At 63.0% G+C, this 18,234-nt stretch carries 24 protein-coding genes; 19 read left to right on the forward strand and 5 right to left on the reverse strand.

The window, feature by feature from the left end; genetic code table 11:
* The first annotated feature begins 11 nt into the window (after positions 1 to 11).
* Positions 12 to 377 carry a c-type cytochrome gene (locus ABT24_RS07475; protein WP_156052587.1) on the forward strand — a complete coding sequence of 122 codons (366 nt, stop codon included), beginning with the start codon at positions 12 to 14 and terminating at the stop codon, positions 375 to 377.
* A gap of 56 nt (positions 378 to 433) precedes the next feature.
* On the opposite strand, the gene ABT24_RS07480 is transcribed toward ABT24_RS07475, so the two are convergent.
* Complete coding sequence (locus ABT24_RS07480) at positions 434 to 778, reverse strand: cytochrome c (protein WP_013105850.1); 345 nt, start codon at positions 776 to 778, stop codon at positions 434 to 436.
* A gap of 14 nt (positions 779 to 792) precedes the next feature.
* The gene (locus ABT24_RS07485) at positions 793 to 2,034 is read right to left on the reverse strand and encodes a molybdopterin-dependent oxidoreductase (protein ID WP_276728292.1); all 1,242 of its coding nucleotides are present in this window, start codon (positions 2,032 to 2,034) and stop codon (positions 793 to 795) included.
* A gap of 407 nt (positions 2,035 to 2,441) precedes the next feature.
* Here ABT24_RS07485 and ftsH point away from each other — a divergent pair, with 407 nt between their 5' ends.
* Complete coding sequence (gene ftsH / locus ABT24_RS07490) at positions 2,442 to 4,331, forward strand: ATP-dependent zinc metalloprotease FtsH (RefSeq protein WP_423837800.1); 1,890 nt, start codon at positions 2,442 to 2,444, stop codon at positions 4,329 to 4,331.
* A 38-nt stretch (positions 4,332 to 4,369) separates the two neighbouring features.
* Here ftsH and ABT24_RS07495 read toward each other — a convergent pair whose 3' ends face one another.
* Positions 4,370 to 5,725 carry a D-amino acid dehydrogenase gene (locus ABT24_RS07495; protein ID WP_338123579.1) on the reverse strand — a complete coding sequence of 452 codons (1,356 nt, stop codon included), beginning with the start codon at positions 5,723 to 5,725 and terminating at the stop codon, positions 4,370 to 4,372.
* Between the two features lie 65 nt (positions 5,726 to 5,790).
* Here ABT24_RS07495 and ABT24_RS07500 point away from each other — a divergent pair, with 65 nt between their 5' ends.
* Genes ABT24_RS07500 through ABT24_RS07525 form a run of 6 tightly spaced genes read left to right on the forward strand, consistent with a single transcriptional unit; the run spans position 5,791 to position 10,000 of the window.
* Positions 5,791 to 6,258, forward strand: coding sequence for an Lrp/AsnC ligand binding domain-containing protein (locus tag ABT24_RS07500; RefSeq protein WP_156052582.1), 468 nt, complete (start codon positions 5,791 to 5,793; stop codon positions 6,256 to 6,258).
* Between the two features lie 40 nt (positions 6,259 to 6,298).
* Positions 6,299 to 6,667 (forward strand): RidA family protein, encoded by a 369-nt coding sequence (locus ABT24_RS07505; protein ID WP_276728286.1) that lies wholly within the window; start codon positions 6,299 to 6,301, stop codon positions 6,665 to 6,667.
* Positions 6,668 to 6,710: 43 nt separating this feature from the next.
* A complete protein-coding gene (locus tag ABT24_RS07510) occupies positions 6,711 to 7,709 on the forward strand; it encodes an LLM class flavin-dependent oxidoreductase (protein ID WP_276728283.1) in 999 nt (332 codons plus the stop codon).
* On the forward strand, positions 7,706 to 8,134 hold the full coding sequence (locus tag ABT24_RS07515; protein ID WP_276728281.1) for an RNA-binding S4 domain-containing protein: 429 nt from the start codon (positions 7,706 to 7,708) through the stop codon (positions 8,132 to 8,134). The genes ABT24_RS07510 and ABT24_RS07515 overlap by 4 nt, the downstream gene beginning before the upstream one ends.
* Before the next feature lie 16 nt (positions 8,135 to 8,150).
* A complete protein-coding gene (locus ABT24_RS07520) occupies positions 8,151 to 9,017 on the forward strand; it encodes a CoA transferase (RefSeq protein WP_276708403.1) in 867 nt (288 codons plus the stop codon).
* Positions 9,005 to 10,000: an alpha/beta hydrolase gene (locus ABT24_RS07525; protein ID WP_276708405.1), complete on the forward strand. Its 996-nt coding sequence runs from the start codon at positions 9,005 to 9,007 to the stop codon at positions 9,998 to 10,000. Before ABT24_RS07520 ends, ABT24_RS07525 begins: the two co-directional genes overlap by 13 nt.
* Here the strand turns inward: ABT24_RS07525 and ygfZ are convergent.
* Complete coding sequence (ygfZ, locus tag ABT24_RS07530) at positions 9,976 to 10,920, reverse strand: CAF17-like 4Fe-4S cluster assembly/insertion protein YgfZ (protein WP_276728278.1); 945 nt, start codon at positions 10,918 to 10,920, stop codon at positions 9,976 to 9,978. The two genes, ABT24_RS07525 and ygfZ, sit on opposite strands and share 25 nt — an antisense overlap.
* 118 nt (positions 10,921 to 11,038) lie before the next feature.
* Between ygfZ and mltG the strand changes: the two genes are divergently transcribed.
* From mltG to ABT24_RS07560, 6 genes are all read left to right on the forward strand, one after another.
* The gene (gene mltG, locus ABT24_RS07535) at positions 11,039 to 12,037 is read left to right on the forward strand and encodes an endolytic transglycosylase MltG (protein ID WP_276728275.1); all 999 of its coding nucleotides are present in this window, start codon (positions 11,039 to 11,041) and stop codon (positions 12,035 to 12,037) included.
* On the forward strand, positions 12,034 to 12,681 hold the full coding sequence (tmk, locus tag ABT24_RS07540; protein WP_276728271.1) for a dTMP kinase: 648 nt from the start codon (positions 12,034 to 12,036) through the stop codon (positions 12,679 to 12,681). Before mltG ends, tmk begins: the two co-directional genes overlap by 4 nt.
* Positions 12,678 to 13,682: a DNA polymerase III delta subunit-related protein gene (locus tag ABT24_RS07545; protein ID WP_276728268.1), complete on the forward strand. Its 1,005-nt coding sequence runs from the start codon at positions 12,678 to 12,680 to the stop codon at positions 13,680 to 13,682. Before tmk ends, ABT24_RS07545 begins: the two co-directional genes overlap by 4 nt.
* Positions 13,683 to 13,685: 3 nt before the next feature.
* Positions 13,686 to 14,060 (forward strand): PilZ domain-containing protein, encoded by a 375-nt coding sequence (locus tag ABT24_RS07550; RefSeq protein ID WP_013105864.1) that lies wholly within the window; start codon positions 13,686 to 13,688, stop codon positions 14,058 to 14,060.
* A gap of 22 nt (positions 14,061 to 14,082) precedes the next feature.
* On the forward strand, positions 14,083 to 14,865 hold the full coding sequence (locus ABT24_RS07555; protein WP_276728264.1) for a TatD family hydrolase: 783 nt from the start codon (positions 14,083 to 14,085) through the stop codon (positions 14,863 to 14,865).
* Positions 14,866 to 14,938: 73 nt separating this feature from the next.
* Entirely contained in the window at positions 14,939 to 15,574 is a 636-nt protein-coding gene (locus ABT24_RS07560; RefSeq protein ID WP_231836477.1) for an ankyrin repeat domain-containing protein, read from the forward strand.
* A gap of 29 nt (positions 15,575 to 15,603) precedes the next feature.
* On the opposite strand, the gene ABT24_RS07565 is transcribed toward ABT24_RS07560, so the two are convergent.
* Complete coding sequence (locus ABT24_RS07565; protein ID WP_276728259.1) at positions 15,604 to 15,966, reverse strand: helix-turn-helix domain-containing protein; 363 nt, start codon at positions 15,964 to 15,966, stop codon at positions 15,604 to 15,606.
* A gap of 98 nt (positions 15,967 to 16,064) precedes the next feature.
* Between ABT24_RS07565 and ABT24_RS07570 the strand changes: the two genes are divergently transcribed.
* The 5 genes from ABT24_RS07570 (at position 16,065) to ABT24_RS07590 (ending at position 18,190) form a co-directional block, all read left to right on the forward strand.
* Positions 16,065 to 16,319 carry a hypothetical protein gene (locus ABT24_RS07570; RefSeq protein ID WP_276728256.1) on the forward strand — a complete coding sequence of 85 codons (255 nt, stop codon included), beginning with the start codon at positions 16,065 to 16,067 and terminating at the stop codon, positions 16,317 to 16,319.
* 270 nt (positions 16,320 to 16,589) lie between these two features.
* Positions 16,590 to 17,483, forward strand: coding sequence for a replication initiation factor domain-containing protein (locus ABT24_RS07575; RefSeq protein ID WP_286737620.1), 894 nt, complete (start codon positions 16,590 to 16,592; stop codon positions 17,481 to 17,483).
* Positions 17,480 to 17,779, forward strand: coding sequence for a hypothetical protein (locus ABT24_RS07580; RefSeq protein WP_276728250.1), 300 nt, complete (start codon positions 17,480 to 17,482; stop codon positions 17,777 to 17,779). Before ABT24_RS07575 ends, ABT24_RS07580 begins: the two co-directional genes overlap by 4 nt.
* Positions 17,779 to 17,961, forward strand: coding sequence for a hypothetical protein (locus ABT24_RS07585; RefSeq protein WP_276728248.1), 183 nt, complete (start codon positions 17,779 to 17,781; stop codon positions 17,959 to 17,961). The genes ABT24_RS07580 and ABT24_RS07585 overlap by 1 nt, the downstream gene beginning before the upstream one ends.
* Position 17,962: 1 nt before the next feature.
* The gene (locus tag ABT24_RS07590) at positions 17,963 to 18,190 is read left to right on the forward strand and encodes a hypothetical protein (protein WP_276728245.1); all 228 of its coding nucleotides are present in this window, start codon (positions 17,963 to 17,965) and stop codon (positions 18,188 to 18,190) included.
* The last annotated feature ends 44 nt before the right edge of the window (positions 18,191 to 18,234 follow it).

Here is an 18,234-nt window from a genome sequence, read left to right on the forward strand (position 1 = left end):
GGAGCACACATATGAAACGACTGACTGCATCGCTGGCTGCGGCAGCCACAGCCCTGGCTTTTGCTGGCGCGGCCCATGCCGCCGACCTCAAAAAAGGGGAAGAACTGGTGAACAAAGGCGGCTGTATTGCCTGCCACGGCGCCGGTCTCGACAAGCCCATCGCCCCCAACTATCCCAAACTGGCCGGGCAATACCAAAGCTATCTGTTCCACGCCCTGCAGCAATACCAGGCCAAGCACCAGACCCCGCTGTATGGCCGCAACAACGCCATCATGAGCGGCATGGTGGCGCAGTACAACACACAAGACCTGGAAGACATCGCGGCCTATATCGCCAGCTTGAAGGGCGATCTCTACATCCGCGACGAAATGCATTGAAATTCAGTGATCTGCGTGCGGCGGGCCCGTTGACCTGAGCCCGCTGCGCACATGCTCTATTTCTTGCCTTTGATGCTATCGAGATAGTCGGCGATCACCGGCACCTGATCCTCGGGAATCGGCGCCTTGAACGCATTTTTCATTTTGTTGACCTCGACCAGCCAGGCCGCTTTGGGCAGATCGGGTTGATTCATCACCATGCCCACCGAGTGGCACATCAGGCAATAGGTATTGGCGGCCTTGGCACCAGGACCATCACCCGGAAATACGCGGGTGCTGCTGGGCAGCGCAATGGTCTGGGTCTTGAGGGTGAGTGCGTGCGCGGGTGCTGCGGCGCATGCGCCGAAAATCAGTGCGGCGCCCAGGGCGCGCAGCGTGGCGCCGGTCGTGCTCTTAGTCATGTGTGTTCTCCCTTTCAAACGGCCATCAGCCGGGTGGACTCGACGACGTTGCGCATGAAACCACCGGGGTTCCAGTTGGGCGTCATGGGCTGCTGCAGGCCGTCCGTATTGGTGCAGCGAACCATCACGGTCTGGTCGCCCTTGGCAAACTTGAGATGCGCGTTCCATTGGCGGAAGCTGAACTTGCCGTAGTCACGTCCGAGTTCGGTCGCCGTCCAGGTCTTGCCGCCGTCGATCGAGACGTCGACCGCCTTGACGCCGGTATCGCCCCCGAAAGCGATGCCGCGCACCAGTTCTGGACGACCGGCACCGACTGACGCGCCGTCCTTCAGATTGGTGATGAAGGATCGCGGCACCATGCGGTTGATGGGTACGAACTTCACACCCTGCTCCCCCGGAGTCATATTGGCCTGCGGCCAGTTGTCGGGAATGGTGTAGGCCGGCTTCATCCAGAAATTGGTGTCTTCCTCGTTGAGCACGCGCACGTGCTGCAGCATCTTGGTCCAGTAGGTCGCATACCAGCCCGGCACCACGAGACGGAAGGGGAAGCCGTTGAGCAGCGGCAGCGCCTGGCCGTTCATCTCCCAGGCGATCATCACGTCGCCATCCCGCGCGTGATCCACAGACAGCGACTTTTTCAGATTCGGCGCCGTCGCCACGACCGGACGCTCGGAACCCTCGAACTGCACTTGCACCGCACCGGCCTTGACGCCCGCGGCATCGAGCACGTCCTTGAGCCGCACGCCGACCCAGCGGGCATTGCCCATCGCGCCATTGCTCCATTCGCCACCGGGCACGCGGGGCTGGAAATAGCCACGGGAATTGCCCGAGCACTGATTGACGGCGGCCAGTTCGACATGCCTGAAATGCTTCATCAGGTCGAACACGGTGAACTCCAGCACCTTGTCCACATGGCCGCTGATCCGCACCTTGTGGGTGTGCGGGTTCATGGTCGTGGGAATGTCCGCCCAATGCCAGCGCACATAGAACTGATTGACCGGCGTGAAGACCCCCTTGTCGAACACTGACCAGGGTGTTTCCAGCAGCGGCGGGCGGGTGCGCTGCAGAATCATCTCGCCTTTGCCAGGGAATGCCGTCGTGAGCTGGCGCTCATCGGGGCCGCCTGGAAGCGGCAGTTTGGTTATCTCCGCGGCCAGGCTGGTGCGGACGAGCGTCAAAGCGCCCAGCCCGGCAGCGGCAGTTTGCAAAAAATGCCGCCGCGCCTGCGTGTCAGGGTTGTAGTCGGTCTGTTTCATGCCATTCCTCCTCGGTGTTATGGACAGACGCGTCGCATTTCGTCGCGTCATGTTGTGATTTATAACCAAGCGAGCAAGGCCTGAATAATGAATTAAACCTGTCGATCAAAGGAATTATTTTGATGAATAATCAGCGAAGCACCGATATATTCTATCGAACATATTAAATTTCTAACATATTGAATATTCAAGGGAAATTTCACAGACGTGGAGAGTATTTTGCAATATTCGAATGAAATAAAATAGATTTTTATATAGCGTTGCGTTCCAGTGCAAAAAAGAGTCGCACTTTGTCGTTTTTATTACATTTTGTCTTTCATAAAAATAGAACCTGAAGATCGAGACCGCCAGCGTGCGCGCCCCTATCAACAGGCTATGCTTGTCGCAACATGCGCGAGGAGAGTTCCATGACAGACGAACAGAACCCGCCGCCGTCCGGTGGCGGGAAAAACCGGCCCAAGATCAATCCCAAAACGCAGGTGCATCTGGGCTATTGGCTGCTGGCCATTGCCTTGATGTTCATGGTGCAAAGTCTGTGGTCGTCTTACAGCAATGTGCAGACGGTGCCGTACAGCGAGTTCCAGACTTATCTCAAAGACGGCCGGATCAAGGATGTGGTGATCGGCGGTCAGACCATCACCGGCACACTGAAATCGCCCGATGCCAATGGCAAGAGCCTGGTGGTCGCGGTGCGCGTGGAGCCGCAGCTCGCCAGTGAGTTGCAGAAGTACGGGGTGACGTATTCGCAGCAATACACCGACACCTGGCTGTCCGACATTCTGTCGTGGGTGTTGCCCGCGCTGATCTTCGTCGGGCTATGGTTTTTTCTGGTGCGCAAGTTTGCCGACAAGGCCGGGGGCATGGGCATGGGCGGCTTCATGTCCATCGGCAAGAGCCGGGCGAAGGTTTATATGGAAAACCGCACCGGAGTGACTTTTGCCGACGTCGCCGGGGTGGACGAAGCCAAGGCCGAGCTGGAAGAAGTGGTCGATTTTCTGAAGAACCCCGTCGAGCACAGCCGCCTCGGCGCCCGTGCGCCCAAGGGCGTGCTGCTGGTGGGGCCGCCCGGCGTAGGCAAGACGCTGCTGGCGCGCGCCGTGGCCGGGGAGGCCGGGGTGCCGTTTTTCTCCATCAGCGGCTCGGAATTTGTGGAGATGTTCGTCGGCGTGGGCGCGGCGCGGGTGCGCGACCTGTTCGAGCAGGCGCGGGAAAAATCGCCGGCCATCATTTTCATCGACGAGCTCGACGCGCTGGGCCGCGCCCGCAGCGCCGCGCCGTTTGGCGGCGGGCACGATGAAAAGGAGCAGACGCTCAATCAGTTGCTGGTCGAACTCGACGGCTTCGATTCCACTTCGTCCATTGTGATTCTCTCGGCCACCAACCGGCCGGAGATTCTCGATCCCGCCCTGCTGCGCGCCGGGCGATTTGACCGACAGGTGCTGGTGGAGCGGCCCGACAAGGTAGGGCGGGTGCAGATTCTCAAGGTGCATGCGGTCAAGATCCGGCTCGATCCCAGCGTCGATCTGGAGCAGGTGGCAGCGCTCACGCCCGGGTTCTCCGGCGCCGATCTGGCCAATCTGGTGAACGAGGCGGCCTTGCTGGCCACGCGGGAAAACGCGCGCACCGTCACCTTGTCGCACTTTACCCGCGCGGTCGAGCGCATCGTCGCCGGGCTGGAAAAGCGCAACCGACTGCTCAACCCGAAAGAGCGCGACATCGTGGCGCATCACGAAATGGGGCATACGCTGGTGGCCATGTCGTTGCCGGGCAGCGATGCGGTGCACAAGGTGTCCATCATTCCGCGCGGCATCGGTTCGCTGGGTTACACCATTCAGCGCCCCACCGAAGACCGCTATCTGATGACGCGGGAAGAGTTGAAAAACAAGATGACCGTGCTCATGGGCGGGCGGGCCGCCGAGCATCTGGTGTACGGCCATTGGTCAACCGGCGCGGCGGACGATCTGGCGAAAGTCACCGACATCGCCCGCAGCATGGTGACGCGCTACGGCATGGCCGAAAAGCTCGGCGGCGTCAGTCTGGAAGAAACCCAGCAATCCGTGCCGGGCATGCCGGGCCTTCCGCCGCAGCACGAATACAGCGAACAGACCGCGCGGGAAATCGATTGCGCTGTGCGCGATCTGGTGAATGACGCCTTCAACCGTGCGCAAGACATTCTGCAACGCGAACGCGCCGTGCTGGAGGAGGGCGCGCGGCAACTGCTGGCTAAGGAAACCCTGAGCGAAGCCGATCTCAAGGCGCTGTTCGCACCGCTGGCCGCTGCGCAGACCCAGGCTTAGGGCGTTCCCAGGCGCAGGCCGTTGCGGCCGCAGTTTGCTCAGGCGTGGCTGGAATGCAGCACTTTGGGCGGCGTGGCCGTGCGGTCGTAGCGCTCGATACCCAGCCCGGCGATGCTGATCTCCGGCTTGCGGTTGAGCACCAGATCACTCACGACCCGCCCTGAACCGCAGGCCATGGTCCACCCCAGGGTGCCGTGGCCGGTGTTGAGGTAGAGGTTGGGATAGCGCGTGGCGCCGACGATGGGCGTGCTGTCGGGCGTCATCGGGCGCAGGCCGGTCCAGAAGGTGGCAGCGGCGAGGTCGCCACCGGGGAACAGGTCGCGGGTGACCATTTCCAGCGTTTCGCGCCGACGTGGGTTGAGCCGCAGATCGAATCCGCCCAGCTCCGCCATGCCGCCCACGCGGATGCGTTGATCGAAGCGGGTGAGGGCGATTTTGTAGGTTTCGTCCAGCACGGTGGAACGCGGCGCGAGCGACTCGTCGGTCAGCGGCACGGTGAGCGAGTAACCCTTGACCGGATAGACCGGCAGATCGAGGCCCAGCGGCGCCAGAAAGTCGCGGGTGTAACTGCCCAGCGCCAGCACATAGCGATCCGCGGTGAGGACGGCGCCCCCCGCCTGTACGCCAGTGATGCTCTGGCCATCGCTCGACAGTCCGCGGATCGTCTGGCCGAACTCGAATTTCACGCCCAGTTCGCGCGCCGTCTCACCCAGACGGGTGGTGAATATCTGGCAATCCCCGGTTTCGTCGTGCGGTAGGCGCAGGCCGCCGACAAGCCGGTCGCGGGCGTGCGCCAGACCGGGCTCGACCTGGGCGAGCTGGTCGCGGTCGAGCAGTTCGTAGGGCACGCCGCATTCTTCGAGCACGGTCACGTCGCGCTGCACCGCATCGAGTTGCGCCTGGCTGCGAAACACCTGCAGCGTGCCGCCGGTGCGCTGCTCGTAGGCGATGCCGGTTTCCGTGCGCAGCTCTTGCAGGCTAGCGCGGCTGTACTCGGCCAGACGCATCATGCGCTCTTTATTCACCGCATAGCGTTCGGCGCTGCAGTTGCGCAGCATTTGCGCCATCCAGTGCAATTGCCACAGCGTGCCGTCTGGGCGAATCGCCAGCGGCGCGTGGCGCTGAAACATCCACTTCACCGCCTTGAGCGGAATGCTGGGCGCTGCCCAGGGCGTGGAGTAGCCCGGCGATACCTGGCCGGCATTGGCGAAGCTGGTTTCCATCGCGCAGGCGTTTTGGCGGTCGATCACCGTCACTTCCGCGCCGGCCTTGGCGAGGTAGTACGCCGTGGTGGTTCCGATCACGCCGGCGCCGAGAACGATGACTTTCATGGCAAACACCTGTTTAATAACTAGATGGGCGAAATTTAGTCGGTCACCAGCAAAAAAATTCATTGTTTTTTTGGTATTTCACAGTGAAAATCGCTGAAACCGCTTCCTCTTTTGGTGCGCCAGCCGCCATGTACGAACTCGATCGCATCGACCGCCGCATTCTGGATCTCCTGCAGCGCAACGGCCGCATCGCCATGACCGATCTGGCAAGCGAAGTCGGGCTGTCGGCCTCGCCTTGTACCGAGCGGGTCAAGCGCATGGAGCGTGCCGGGGTGATCACCGGCTACAACGCCCGCATCAACCCGGAGGCGCTGGGCAAGACCCTGCTGGTTTTTGTGGAAATCAAGCTGGCGTCCAAGTCGGGCGATGTGTTCGACCGCGTGCGCCAGGAGTTGCTGCACATGCCCGACGTGCTGGAATGTCACCTCGTTTCGGGCAGCTTCGACTATCTGGTGAAGTTCCGCCTGCGCGGCATGAAGGAATACCGCCATCTACTGGGCGACATTCTCAAACGGCTGCCGGTCTCGGCCGAATCGCACAGCTATGTGGTGATGGAAGAGATCAAGGAAAGTCTGTATCTGCCGACAGACCGATAGCGCACTCGACAACCTTTTTCTTATTTTTTTAGGACGACACATGATTGAACGTCTGCACGTTGGCCCTCGCCTGAGCGAGGCTGCCATGGCCGTCGGCACGGTGTATCTAGCCGGGCAGGTGCCCGAACTGCACCCCGAGGCCGATCTGGAAGACCAGACCCGTGAGGTGCTCGGCCACATCGACCGCCTGCTGCACGAATGCGGCAGCAGCAAGGCGCATCTGCTGAGTGTGCAGATTTTTCTGGCCGATATCGCCGACATCGCCCGCATGAACGCGGTGTGGGATGCCTGGGTGATGCCCGGCCACACCCCGCCGAGGGCCACCGTGCAGGCGAAGCTGGCCGACCCGCGCTGGCGGATCGAGATTGTGGTTGTAGCAAGGCAGATGTCGCAGCCATCGGCGTCATAAGCCCCAGCCTGCAAGGCGTGCGCATCCGCCGCAAAATGCGCTCATGCACTCTCAAAAACATCGCTTTATCTCTGTGCTCGATCTTGTCGCCGTGCGCGAAAACGGCACCGTAGCCGAGGCGCTGCAGATCGCCCTGCGCACCGCGCAACATGCCGAAGCACTGGGATTCAAACGGTACTGGTTGGCCGAACATCACAATCTGGCTGGCGTGGCCAGTTCGGCCACGGCGGTGCTGGTGGGCTATGTGGCCGGCGGCACGCAACGCATCCGCGTGGGGTCGGGGGGCGTCATGCTGCCCAATCACGCGCCGCTGGTCGTGGCCGAAGCCTTTGGCACCCTCGCCGAGCTGTATCCGGGGCGCATCGACCTGGGTCTTGGACGCGCGCCGGGCACCGATCCGCTGACCATGCGCGCCCTGCGCCGCGACCGCATCGAGCGCGAAGAAGACTTTCCGCGCGATGTGGCCGAGCTGCAGCATCTGCTCGCCCCGGCCGAGCCCGGTCAGCGTCTGGTCGCCATGCCCGGCGCGGGAACGCAGGTGCCCATCTGGCTGCTGGGCTCCAGCCTGTTTTCTGCGCGGCTGGCGGCGCAGCGGGGGTTGCCTTATGCCTTCGCCTCGCACTTCGCGCCGCGCTTGCTGCATCAGGCGCTGGAGTTGTATCGGCAAGAGTTCCGGCCTTCGCCCGCGCTGGCGCGGCCCTACGTCATCATCGGCGTGCCCCTGATCGCCGCGCCAACCGACGAAGAGGCGCAATTTCTCGCCAGCAGCACCTATCAGCGCGTGCTGGGCATTCTCACCGGGCAGCGTGGCCGACTGCCGCCGCCGGTGGCGCACTATCTGGAACAGCTTCACCCGCAGGAGCGCGCCGCGATTCAAGACTTTCTCGCTGCCGCCGTCATCGGCAGCCCCGAGACGGTACGGCAGGGCTTTGCCGCTCTGGCCGAGTCTACGCAAGCGGACGAATTCATGCTGGTCTGCGATGTGTTTGATGCACCGCTGCGGCTGCGCGCGCTCGACATCGCCGCGCAAGCGATGACATGAGCGCCAAGGCACGTTCCACACCCGCCACGTCGGCAGCCGTCGCATCGCAGCGCCTCGACAAATGGCTTTGGGCAGCGCGCTGGTGCAAGACGCGCGCGCTCGCGGCTTCCCAATGTGAACTGGGCCGCGTGTGGGTGAACGGCGCTCCGGCGAAACCGGCCAAAGAAGTGCGCATCGGCGATGTGCTGGTGATTCAGCAGGAGCGAGAGCGCCGGGAAGTGGAGGTGCTGCAGGTCGGCCTGCAGCGGCAGTCCGCACCGCTGGCGCAAGCCCTGTACCGCGAGACCGAGGCCAGCCGCCTGCAGCGCGAAAGGCAGGCCGAGTTGCGGCGCTTGAGCCCGGAGCCGGAAGCGGTGCGTCAGGGGCGGCCGAGCAAACTCGACCGGCGAGAGTTGCAGCGTATGCTCGACAGTCATCTCGATTGAGCCTTCCTCTCATCCCATGCCGGACACCGCGCGTCTCTACCCCCGTCATCCCCGAAATTACAAGCCGCTGAGTGGCGTGCGCATCGTCACTCTGGCGCTTAACCTGCCGGGCCCGGCCGCCGCGGCCCGCCTGCGGGCTCTCGGCGCCAAGGTGCTGAAAATCGAGCCGCCCGGCGGCGACCCGATGGCGCAGATGTCGCCCGCGCTCTACCGCGCCATGCACAAAGCGGTGCCGGTGCGCAAGCTCGATCTGAAAACCGCCGAAGGCCAGACGGCGCTGCACGAACAGCTGCAACAAAGCGATCTGCTGCTCACAGCGTTCCGCCCCGCAGCGCTCAAGCGGCTGGGGCTGGACCGGCGCAGTCTGGCCGCGCGCCATCCCCACCTCAGCGCCGTGTTCGTCGTCGGTTATCCGGGGGCGCAGGGACATCTGCCGGGGCATGACCTCACCTTTCAGGCCGAGGCCGGGCTGATCGATGCCGCGCAGCTGCCCGCCACGCTGCTGGCCGACATGACGGGCGCGCTGCTGGTGAGCGAGGCCGCCCTGGGCGCGCTGCTGCACCAACGCGCGCAGGGCAGGGGGGCGATGCTGGACATTGCGCTGTCCGACGCGGCCGGTTTTGTCGCCGTGCCCCGCGCGCTGGGCATGACCGCGCCGGGGCAACTGCTCGGCGGCGCCTTGCCCGAATATGGCGTCTATGCCTGTGCCGACGGGCTGGTGGCGATTGCGGCGTTGGAGCCCCACTTCAAACAGGCGCTGGCGCTGGCGGCGCAAGGGGCGACGCACCGCGCCATCGCCCGCTGGTGCAAATCGCACACCGCCGCGCAGCTCACCGCGCTGGCGCAGCAACACGACCTGCCGCTGTGGGCATGGACGACCTGAAGCCCCAAGGCCCGCCCGAGGCCGACCTCACGCCGCGCATGCGCGAGCTGCTGCAGCGCATTGCTCGTGCGGGACAGCCCGCGTTTGAGCAACTCACCCCGGCAGCCGCCCGCGCGGCCTACGCGCGCATGGCCGAAGTGCTCGACTTTCCCCCGGCCGACCTGCCGCTATGCGACACGCTCGATTGCCCGAGCCGCGATGGCGAGCGCCTCACGCTGCGCCGCTACGCCCCCCGGCTGGCTGACTGGCAGGCGCCGCAACCCGCCTTGCTCTACTTGCACGGCGGCGGCTTTGTCATCGGCAGCGCGGCCACGCACGATGCGCTGTGCCGCCAACTCGCCCTGCGCTCAGGCTGGATGGTGCTGTCGCTCGATTACCGACTCGCCCCGGAACACCGCTTTCCCACCGCATTCAACGACAGCTGGGATGCGCTGCAATGGCTGCACACCCACGGCGAGATGCTCGGCGTGGACACGCACTGCCTCGCCGTCGGCGGAGACAGCGCCGGAGGCACGCTGGCTGCGGCCTGCGCCCTGGCCGCACGCGACGCCGCGCTGCCGCTGGCCTTGCAATTGCTGTTTTATCCCGGCATGGGCTGCGGGCATGAAACGCTGTCGCAACAGCGCTATGGGCACGGATTTTTGCTCGACCGGGAACAGATCGACTGGTTTTTCGGCCACTACCTGCGCGACCCGAGTGATGGCGCCGACTGGCGTTTCGCCCCGCAACTGGCGGCTCAGCATCAGGGCGTAGCTGCGGCGTGGATCGCGGTTGCCGGCTGCGATCCACTACGCGATGAGGGCCTGGCCTACGGCGCGTTGTTGCGCCACGCCGGGGTGAAGGTCGAGATGACGCAATGGCCGGGTGTCACTCACAATTTCATCAAAATGAGCCGGGCCTTGCCCGAGGCGGTGCAGGCGGTGGCAGCCGCCGCGCTTGCGCTACGGAAGGCGCAGGCTCAATCGGGCGCGGTGAGCGCGTAGGGCAGGGCGCCCAGCTTCAGTTCGGGGCCTTCGGCGCTGCCCAGATGCAGGCCCGGCTGTTCGGCGAGGGCGATTTTCAGCTCGGCAAGCGCCCACCAAACACCCGCAGTATCGGCTGCGGCATTCACCACCACGCCACAGGGCTGGCCGGGATCGGCCGCGTGCACCAATTCCTGCCCCGGCTGCATGGCGGCCGGGCCGCTCACCACGTACATGCGCCGCTTGAGGGTGCCACGGTATTGGCTGCGCGCCACCACTTCCTGCCCCGGATAGCAGCCTTTTTTGAAATTCACCCCGCCGATCAATTCAAAGTTGAGCATTTGCGGCACAAATAACTGCTGCGTCGCGGCGGTGAGGTGCGGCAGCCCTGCGCGAATGTCTTGCAGCGCCCACTCAGACGGCGACAGCGCGGGCAATGCGGCAAGCTCTGCCCGCAGTGCAGCCTGCGCAGCTTGATCCCGCTCGATCAGCAGCACGCAGCGCACCGCTGAGCCCGTTTGCGGCAGGCGCAGCAAAAGCGCACCGCTTTCCAGCCGCCGCACGCCCCAGGGCTGGGCGGGGGGGGTGAGCGAGGCCGGATAGTCGGCGGCGGTATCGCCCAAGAGCCCGTGCCGCGCCCACTGCGCGCTGCCGTCGTCGAGGGTGCATTTGAGGCGCAGCACAAACATGCGCAGGCGTTGCAGTGCGGCGGCGGCAATCGAGGCGTCGAGCAGCAGGCCGATCTGCTCGGGCGCCAGGCGCACCGCGATGAAGTCGGCCAGCATCCGCCCCTGCGGGTTGAGCAGCGCGGCCAGTCGCGCCTGCTCGTCCGGCCAATGCTGAAAATCCTGGCTGAGCTGGGCATGAAGCAAATCGGCGCCCTGCGGCCCCGAGACACGCAAGAGAGAGAGTTGATCGAGAGGACAGGAGAGCAGAGGCATGAGCGGCTGATGGTTAAGCCCCCTGGAATGGGGGTTCGGCTAGGCTAGTATAGGAAGGTTACCCGCCACGGGCGCGCGGCGGTCCGCGCCCCGGCGGCAACTTCCCTCCACTTGCAACGTGCGTTTTCTGCGAAAACTCCTTCTTCTCGGTTTAATCGCTCTGGCCTTGGCGGCCGGGGCGTTTGTCTGGTGGGCCAACCAGCCCATCGCCCTGCGCGAGAGCCCGCTCGACTTTTCGGTACGCCCCGGAAGTTCCGCCCTGTCGGCGGCGCAACAGATCAGGGCGCAGGGCGCCGACCTGCAGCCGCGCCTGTTCTATTGGCTGGCCCGTCTGAGCGGGCGCGGTACGGAAATCAAGGCCGGCAGCTACGAAATCAGCACCGGCATGACGCCGTGGGTGTTGCTCGAACGCATGGCGCGCGGCGATCAGACGCTGCTCTCGGTCACCATTCCCGAGGGCTGGACTTTTGAGCAGATGCTGCAGTCGCTGGCGAAGGCGCCCGGTCTGCAGCATGACGTGGGCGATCTCACCCCTGAGCAGATCATGCAGCGCATCGGCGCTCCGGCGCAGACGCCGCCCGAGGGTGAGTTTTTCCCCGATACCTATCTGTATGCGCGAGGCTCGTCAGAGCTGGACGTGCTGCGCCGCGCCTATCAGTCGATGCAAAAACGCCTGGCCGCCGCGTGGGCGCAGCGCGCGCCCGACCTACCGCTGAAAACGCCGCAGCAGGCGCTCACTCTAGCTTCGATCATCGAGAAAGAAACCGGCGAGCCGTCTGATCGCGAAAAAATCGCCGCCGTGTTCATCAACCGTCTGCGCGCGGGCATGCCGTTGCAGAGCGATCCCACCGTGATCTACGGCATGGGCGCGCGCTACAACGGCAATATCACCAAACGTGACCTGCAAACGCTCACGCCCTACAACACCTACATCATCAACGGCCTGCCGCCCACGCCCATCGCGCTTCCGGGCGAGGCGTCGCTGCAGGCGGCATTGCATCCCGCACCGATCAAGGCGCTGTATTTCGTGGCTCGTGGCAACGGCGCCAGCCAGTTTTCCGACACGCTTGCGCAGCACAATGCGGCTGTAGCGCGTTACATCCTCAAGACTCCATGAGCGCACTCAATCCCTACCGTCCCGGCCTGTTCGTCTCTCTCGAGGGCATCGACGGCGCCGGCAAATCGACCCAGTTGCAGACCGTGGTCGATGTGCTGCGCGCAGCCAACCGCCAAGTCATGCTCACCCGCGAGCCGGGCGGCACCGAAATCGGCGAAAAAATCCGCGAACTGCTGCTGCACCAGACCATGCGCCCGGCAACCGAAGCCCTGCTGATGTTCGCGGCAAGGCAGGAGCATGTGCTGCGCGTCATCGAGCCGGCCTTGCTGGGCGGCACAGACGTGGTTTGCGACCGCTTCACCGCGGCGACGCTCGCCTATCAGGGCGGCGGCAAGGGCATTCCCACTGAGCGGCTCGAAGCCCTGGCCCGCTGGGTGCATCCGGGGCTGTGCCCGGACTGCATCATCCTGATCGATGTGCCGCCCGAGGTGGCCGCGCAGCGTCTGGCGCAGACGCGGCAGCGCGACCGTTTCGAGCAGGAAAGCGTTGATTTTTTTGCCCGGGTGCGCGCCAACTACCTACATCAGGCCGCCAGTTCGCCCGAAAAATGGCGGGTGATCGATGGCACGCAAACCCCGGAAGCGGTACAAAAGACCATCACAGAATATTTGAAGAAAGTTTTACAAGAATTTGATTCCCAATGAATTCTGCCTGGCTGATTCACGCACCGCAGGGTTATGGAAAATGGCCGCTGCTACAGCGCACGGCTAACGCGCTGCTGTGCGAATCGCCCCAGTCGCTCGCAGCCTCCGAGCCTGAGGCGGCTCGGCTTCCTGCTGTCCTGTCTACTTCCAAGGCCTGCGGGCACTGCGCCAGTTGCGCACTACTGGCGGCGGGCACGCACCCCGATTTACTGATCGCAGCGCCCGAGGCGATGTGGCCCGAACTCGGCCTGAACCCGTCTGAAGAGACCGCGCCGCGCTCCGAAACCAAGACGGCGAGCCAGGAGATCCGCATCGAGCAGATCCGCCGCCTCAACGATTGGTCGGTGAGCACCAGCCACCGCGGCCGCGCCAAGGTGGCGCTGATCTATCCGGTCGATGCGCTCAATGCAGCCGCGGCCAACGCGCTGCTCAAGACCCTCGAAGAGCCGCCGGAAGACGTGCAGTTTCTGCTCGGCGCCCACCGGCTCGACGCCTTGCTGCCCACGATTCGCAGCCGCTGTCGTCTGGCGGCACTGCCGCGCCCGGGGGCCGCCGAGGCGCAGCAACAACTCGGCGGGAAGACGGAGGCGGCGGGGGCGCAGCAGGCCGTGCTGGCCTGGAGCCAGGGCGCGGTCTATCAGGCCAACCCGGCGCTGGGGCTGGAATGGGCCGAAAGCCTGCTCGACGCCTTGTCGCGTCAAGCCGCCCGTCCGCAGTCGTCCACCCTGCCGCCGCCGCCCGATCAGGCGGCTGGCGTCGCGAGCCTGCTGAAAATCGGCAGCGATCTGCAGCGCGTGCAGGTTGGCGCGCCCCCGCTTTATCTGCCGCAAAAATTGCCGGCTTTGACCGCACTCGCCCAGCGCATCGCACCGCTGAAACTGGCTGATGCCCTGGACGGCTGGCGCCAGAAACAACGGCTGGCCGGTTTTCCCTTGAACCAGGCACTCGCCAGCGACGCACTGCTCCTAGAATTTGCCCAGATTTTCTCCCGAGGAGATTGATTCATGGCTACCGCACCCCGCGCCGCAAGCGTTGCCGCCAACAAGCCCCGCGTCCTTCAGTTGGCCATCAAGGAAAAACCGGCGCTGTATGCCTCGTACATTTCCTTCTTCCCCGAGGGCGGCATTTTTGTGCCCACGCCGCACGAGTATCGACTGGGGGAGGGCGTCTATCTACTGCTCACCATTGTGGACGATCCGCAGCGCTATCCGGTCGAAGGCAAAGTCGCCTGGATCAATCCGGCCAATGCCGCCAACCACCGCCCGCAGGGCATCGGCGTGCGTTTTCCCGCCGACGACAAGGCACGGCACCTGAAGGTGAAAATCGAAGAAGCGCTGGGCGCCGCCGAGGCCAGCGGCAAGCCGACCAACACCATTTGATGCCGCCCGAAATACCGCTGAAATGACCGCCACACTGACCGATTCCCACTGCCACTTGGCCTATCCGGGCCTGGAAGAACGCCTCGACGACGTGCTGGCGCATATGCACGACAAAGGCGTGACGCGGGCGCTCAACATCTGCACCACGCTCGAAGAATTCGACGTGGTGCACGCCATCGCGCTGCGCTATCCCGGGGTGTGGGCTTCTGTGGGGGTGCACCCCGATAACGAAGGCGTGCGCGAGCCCACGGTTGAGGACCTCACGCGCCTGGCCCAATTGCCGCGCGTGGTCGGCATCGGTGAAACCGGGCTCGACTATTTCCGTCTGGGCGAGCGCACCGTGGCCGATATGGAATGGCAGCGCGAGCGCTTTCGGGTGCATATTCGTGCCGCCTTGCAGCTCGACAAACCGCTGATCATTCACACCCGCGCCAGCGCCGAAGACACCCTCGCCATTCTGGCCGAGGAAGGGCAGGGACGTGCGCGGGGCGTGATGCATTGCTTCACCGAAAACTGGGATGTCGCGCAGCGCGCCCTCGATCTGGGCTTCTACATATCCATCGCGGGCATCGTCACTTTCAAGAACGCCCAGGCGCTGCGCGATGTGGCGGTGCGAATTCCTGCCGACCGCCTGCTGATCGAAACCGACAGCCCCTATCTAGCCCCCATGCCGCACCGCGGCAAGACCAATGAACCGGCCTATGTGAGTTACGTCGCCGACTACCTGGCCGAATTGCGCGGCGTGGATCGGGAGACGCTGGCAGAACAGACCAGCGATAATTTCACTCGGCTATTTCTACAATAAATCATAGTTTTAAGAATAATAACTAAGGTGTTTTATGAATAGAGTTCGGCGCCAATTTCTCCAATCTACCGCCGTGGCCGCGCTGCTCGCGGGCTCGGGTGGTTGGGCTTACGCCGGGGCTTACACCGACTTTTTCCGCGCCGTCAATATCGACGACGTGGGCGCCGTGCGCAGTCTGCTGGCGCAGGGTTTCGACCCGAACGCGGTGGACAGCAAAGGTAATTCGGCGCTGTATCTGGCGCTGCGCTACAACTCCCTCAAAGTCGCCAAGGTATTGATCGATGATCCGCATATTCATCTCAATTACCTGAACCCATCCGACGAAAATGCGCTGATGATCGCCTGCCTTCAGGGCGATCTTGGCATCGTCAAGCTTATGGTCGAAAAAGGTGCGGAAATCAACAAACCGGGCTGGACGCCGCTGTCCTATGCCGCCACCCGGGGGCGTACCGAAGTCGTCAAGTATCTGCTCGAACATTCCGCCTACATAGACGCCGCCGCGCCCAACGGCTCCACGCCGCTGATGATGGCGGCGTATTTTGGCTATGACAGCACGGTGAAGCTGCTGCTGGAAGAAGGCGCCGATCCGAAGCTCAAAAATGCCATGGGCTACACCGCGTTGACCTTGGCAACCCAAATGAACCACAAGGACATCGCCAACATGATCGCCAAGGCGCTGGGCAAGGATAGACCGCAGGGCTCCTGGTAAGAGCGCCATTCCAGCCTTGTGGCTGGGCATCAATTAGAGAACATATGTGCATTAGGCGCGCATGTTTTTGTTTCGTTAACCCCTGTTCCACACTCACCGGCGACTAGCAGCCCGGTAACGGCTGCGGCGACTCCTGCACCTTGAAGCGAGCGCAATGCGCGCCTCCAGATCTCGCCGTTTCGTTCGTCTAGATCAGCCTCGATCTCTGCGACCGTCTCAAGGATGGGCAGATTGGCACACTCTGCAAGTGCGGCAATTTGTGTCGCATCTGGCTTGTGCTTCCCGCTTTTCCAGTGCGTGACCATGTTGGGGTGCACGCCAAGTTTTTCTGCGAGCGCGCGCTGATTCCGCGCCTCTACTGCTGCTGCATCGACTAGTTCTTTGATGTTCATTGTTACTTTTTTTACCTTCTGAGTTACAAGTATCACAGTGAATTGTGATAGGTTCTGCCTCACAGTTTTTTGTGACTCGAACTCTACTCGGAGCAACGATGCAACGCAACACCTGCCCACATTGCGCACAAGCCAAATCGGCCACTGATCGCGGTGCACGTCACCTCTATCCGATTTGGAACGTCCATTGTGATGACTGCTGCCGTCGCGTGCTGGCGTTCTACCCGGAAAACCATCTGTCGAGCATGAACATGGCTCTGATCGTGGGCATGAAGCGCGGTTTCCCGTTCGTGACCGCATTGCAGAAGGAATTTCGTGATGCCTCGCTCAAAGCTGCCGCGCGCGCGGCCTGACCTCGAGGCGCTCCAGCTGCCTCTCTTCGATGAAGTCCCTCCTGGTCGTTGCGCTACTGGTGATGTTGCTGACGCTCGGCGTCGGTGCGCACGTTCGCCCTTCAATCAGTCCTATCTGGAGCTTCGAGGGGCTGATTCTGTTGCGCGCTATCTCGAATCCTCCTGCATACATCGGGCTTCCGTGAAATGAACCCATTTTCTACTGCGGCGGTGCCGCGTGAGTTCCCCCCCCGTCTAACAGGGGGGGAAAGTCCCCGAAGCGCTGAGGATGTGGCGATTGACTGGTTTTCTGTCACCTTCCTTCCAGAGTCCCATGACCTCGATGTAGGCGCGGAGTGTTGGGAACTGCTGAAGCGCGTTATTGGCGCAGTCTCTGGCGCTGAGGCCCCTCCGACAAAGGGCTATGACCGTGGCGTCAAGTTCTTCGTGCGCAGCTTCGGCCAGATGGTCAACATTGGCCGGTGCGACTGGGGTGGCGCGTTGCATCAGAACCGCGCCAGGCTCGAACTGTCCGGCTCCGGCTCTAGAGTCGTGAAGCATTGGTGGGGCGTCCTCGACTGGCTTGAAGAACAGCGTGAAGTCAAGATCACCCGCGTCGATTTGGCACTTGATTTTCTAGAAGGTGAGTTTGGCATAAAGGATGCCGTCCAGTGGCTTAAGGACGGTCTTTTCAACAACGGCGGGCGCAATCCCCGTCATTCGACGCCGGGAGACTGGCTCAGCGAACAGCCCGTGCATGGGCGGACGCTTGAGATCGGCAGGCGGGAGAACGGAAAAATTCTTCGAGTCTATGAGAAGGGCCGCCAGCTTGGCCGCCAGGATTCCGAGTGGGTTCGTTTTGAGGTCGAGATTCGCAACAACGACCGTGAGATTCCACTCGATGTTCTGACGAACCCCGGTCGCTATTTCGCCGGTGCGTACAAGGCTCTTCAAGGTCTGTCTGATCACGCTCCGGCACGTATTGCCACCCAACAAAAGGAGGGCCAAATCAGTGTCGAGCGCATGAGCGAAGTGGTGCGCACGCAGTACGGCCCTTTTCTTCACGTCCTCCGGGCCTCGATGACCTCTGATCAGGTCATGGAAGCCCTTTCAAGGCCAGGAGTGCCCAGAAGGCTCGAACGCTCCGCTGTGGCCCATGTATTCGAGCCTGAGGAGTGTGTATGAACATGCAAATGCAAGCCCGTCTCACGGGCGTCACGTCGCTCGATTTCACGCCTGACGGCGGCGAGCCTATCCAGTTCGGTGAGCTTCACATTTTGGAGCCGTTGGACACACGCCGCGGTGACGCGGCGGGTGACCGGACTAGCGTCCTTCAATGCGAATTGGCGATGGCCAAGCAGCTCGTTTCCACCTGGAAAGGCCCGATTGACCTCGTGCTTGAGCTGCAACCAGTGACCGACCGTAAGGGTCGGCGCAATCAGATCGTCGTGGGCGCTCGCACGCCTCAAAAGGCGGCCTGATGACTTACTACTGCGTCGCGGCATCTGCCCCTGGCAGCGCGGCGAGTATCCCTTGTTCGCCCGACAACATCGGGCTGACACAAGCAGATGCGGGCCAGCTGGCCGCTGCATTGCTGACCGTTGCCGCGTTTGCCTTCGTGGTGCGCGTGGTGCTTCGTTTCCTCACAAACTCAAGGAGTTGATATGCAGTTCATTCGTAAGGGTTGGCTTTACCTCGCTGCGGGGTTCGCAGCTCTCTTTGGCCTGGTGCCTTTCGCCTTCGCTGACGCTGTGACCACGGCTGCGGCATCGGCTGCCTCGACGTTTTCGTCTGACGGTAACCAGGCTATCGGAGCCATCGGCGCGGCGATTATCGGCGTCGCTGTGATTGCTGTGCTTTTCAAGTGGGTAAAAGGCATGTTCTTTGGCTGATCGAGTGGGGGCTTACGCCCCCATCTATAACAAATGAATCCCCA

This window comes from Thiomonas sp. SCN 64-16 (genome assembly GCF_001725585.1).
In the GTDB taxonomy this organism is placed as follows: Bacteria; Pseudomonadota; Gammaproteobacteria; order Burkholderiales; family Burkholderiaceae_C; genus Thiomonas; species Thiomonas arsenitoxydans.

What these genes read in the sequence shown, in the direction of transcription:
- ABT24_RS07545 (WP_276728268.1), top strand. Translation starts at nt 12,678, where the DNA reads ATGAATTCTGCCTGGCTGATTCACGCACCGCAGGGTTATGGAAAATGG.
- ABT24_RS07570 (WP_276728256.1), top strand. Translation starts at nt 16,065, where the DNA reads ATGCAACGCAACACCTGCCCACATTGCGCACAAGCCAAATCGGCCACT.
- ABT24_RS07500 (WP_156052582.1), top strand. Translation starts at nt 5,791, where the DNA reads ATGTACGAACTCGATCGCATCGACCGCCGCATTCTGGATCTCCTGCAG.
- ABT24_RS07510 (WP_276728283.1), top strand. Translation starts at nt 6,711, where the DNA reads ATGCACTCTCAAAAACATCGCTTTATCTCTGTGCTCGATCTTGTCGCC.
- ABT24_RS07525 (WP_276708405.1), top strand. Translation starts at nt 9,005, where the DNA reads ATGGACGACCTGAAGCCCCAAGGCCCGCCCGAGGCCGACCTCACGCCG.
- ABT24_RS07590 (WP_276728245.1), top strand. Translation starts at nt 17,963, where the DNA reads ATGCAGTTCATTCGTAAGGGTTGGCTTTACCTCGCTGCGGGGTTCGCA.
- ABT24_RS07515 (WP_276728281.1), top strand. Translation starts at nt 7,706, where the DNA reads ATGAGCGCCAAGGCACGTTCCACACCCGCCACGTCGGCAGCCGTCGCA.
- ABT24_RS07475 (WP_156052587.1), top strand. Translation starts at nt 12, where the DNA reads ATGAAACGACTGACTGCATCGCTGGCTGCGGCAGCCACAGCCCTGGCT.
- ABT24_RS07485 (WP_276728292.1), bottom strand. Translation starts at nt 2,034, where the DNA reads ATGAAACAGACCGACTACAACCCTGACACGCAGGCGCGGCGGCATTTT.
- ABT24_RS07580 (WP_276728250.1), top strand. Translation starts at nt 17,480, where the DNA reads ATGAACATGCAAATGCAAGCCCGTCTCACGGGCGTCACGTCGCTCGAT.
- ftsH (WP_423837800.1), top strand. Translation starts at nt 2,442, where the DNA reads ATGACAGACGAACAGAACCCGCCGCCGTCCGGTGGCGGGAAAAACCGG.
- ABT24_RS07550 (WP_013105864.1), top strand. Translation starts at nt 13,686, where the DNA reads ATGGCTACCGCACCCCGCGCCGCAAGCGTTGCCGCCAACAAGCCCCGC.
- ABT24_RS07480 (WP_013105850.1), bottom strand. Translation starts at nt 778, where the DNA reads ATGACTAAGAGCACGACCGGCGCCACGCTGCGCGCCCTGGGCGCCGCA.
- ABT24_RS07495 (WP_338123579.1), bottom strand. Translation starts at nt 5,725, where the DNA reads ATGAATTTTTTTGCTGGTGACCGACTAAATTTCGCCCATCTAGTTATT.
- tmk (WP_276728271.1), top strand. Translation starts at nt 12,034, where the DNA reads ATGAGCGCACTCAATCCCTACCGTCCCGGCCTGTTCGTCTCTCTCGAG.
- ABT24_RS07585 (WP_276728248.1), top strand. Translation starts at nt 17,779, where the DNA reads ATGACTTACTACTGCGTCGCGGCATCTGCCCCTGGCAGCGCGGCGAGT.
- ygfZ (WP_276728278.1), bottom strand. Translation starts at nt 10,920, where the DNA reads ATGCCTCTGCTCTCCTGTCCTCTCGATCAACTCTCTCTCTTGCGTGTC.
- ABT24_RS07555 (WP_276728264.1), top strand. Translation starts at nt 14,083, where the DNA reads ATGACCGCCACACTGACCGATTCCCACTGCCACTTGGCCTATCCGGGC.
- ABT24_RS07505 (WP_276728286.1), top strand. Translation starts at nt 6,299, where the DNA reads ATGATTGAACGTCTGCACGTTGGCCCTCGCCTGAGCGAGGCTGCCATG.
- ABT24_RS07520 (WP_276708403.1), top strand. Translation starts at nt 8,151, where the DNA reads ATGCCGGACACCGCGCGTCTCTACCCCCGTCATCCCCGAAATTACAAG.
- ABT24_RS07565 (WP_276728259.1), bottom strand. Translation starts at nt 15,966, where the DNA reads ATGAACATCAAAGAACTAGTCGATGCAGCAGCAGTAGAGGCGCGGAAT.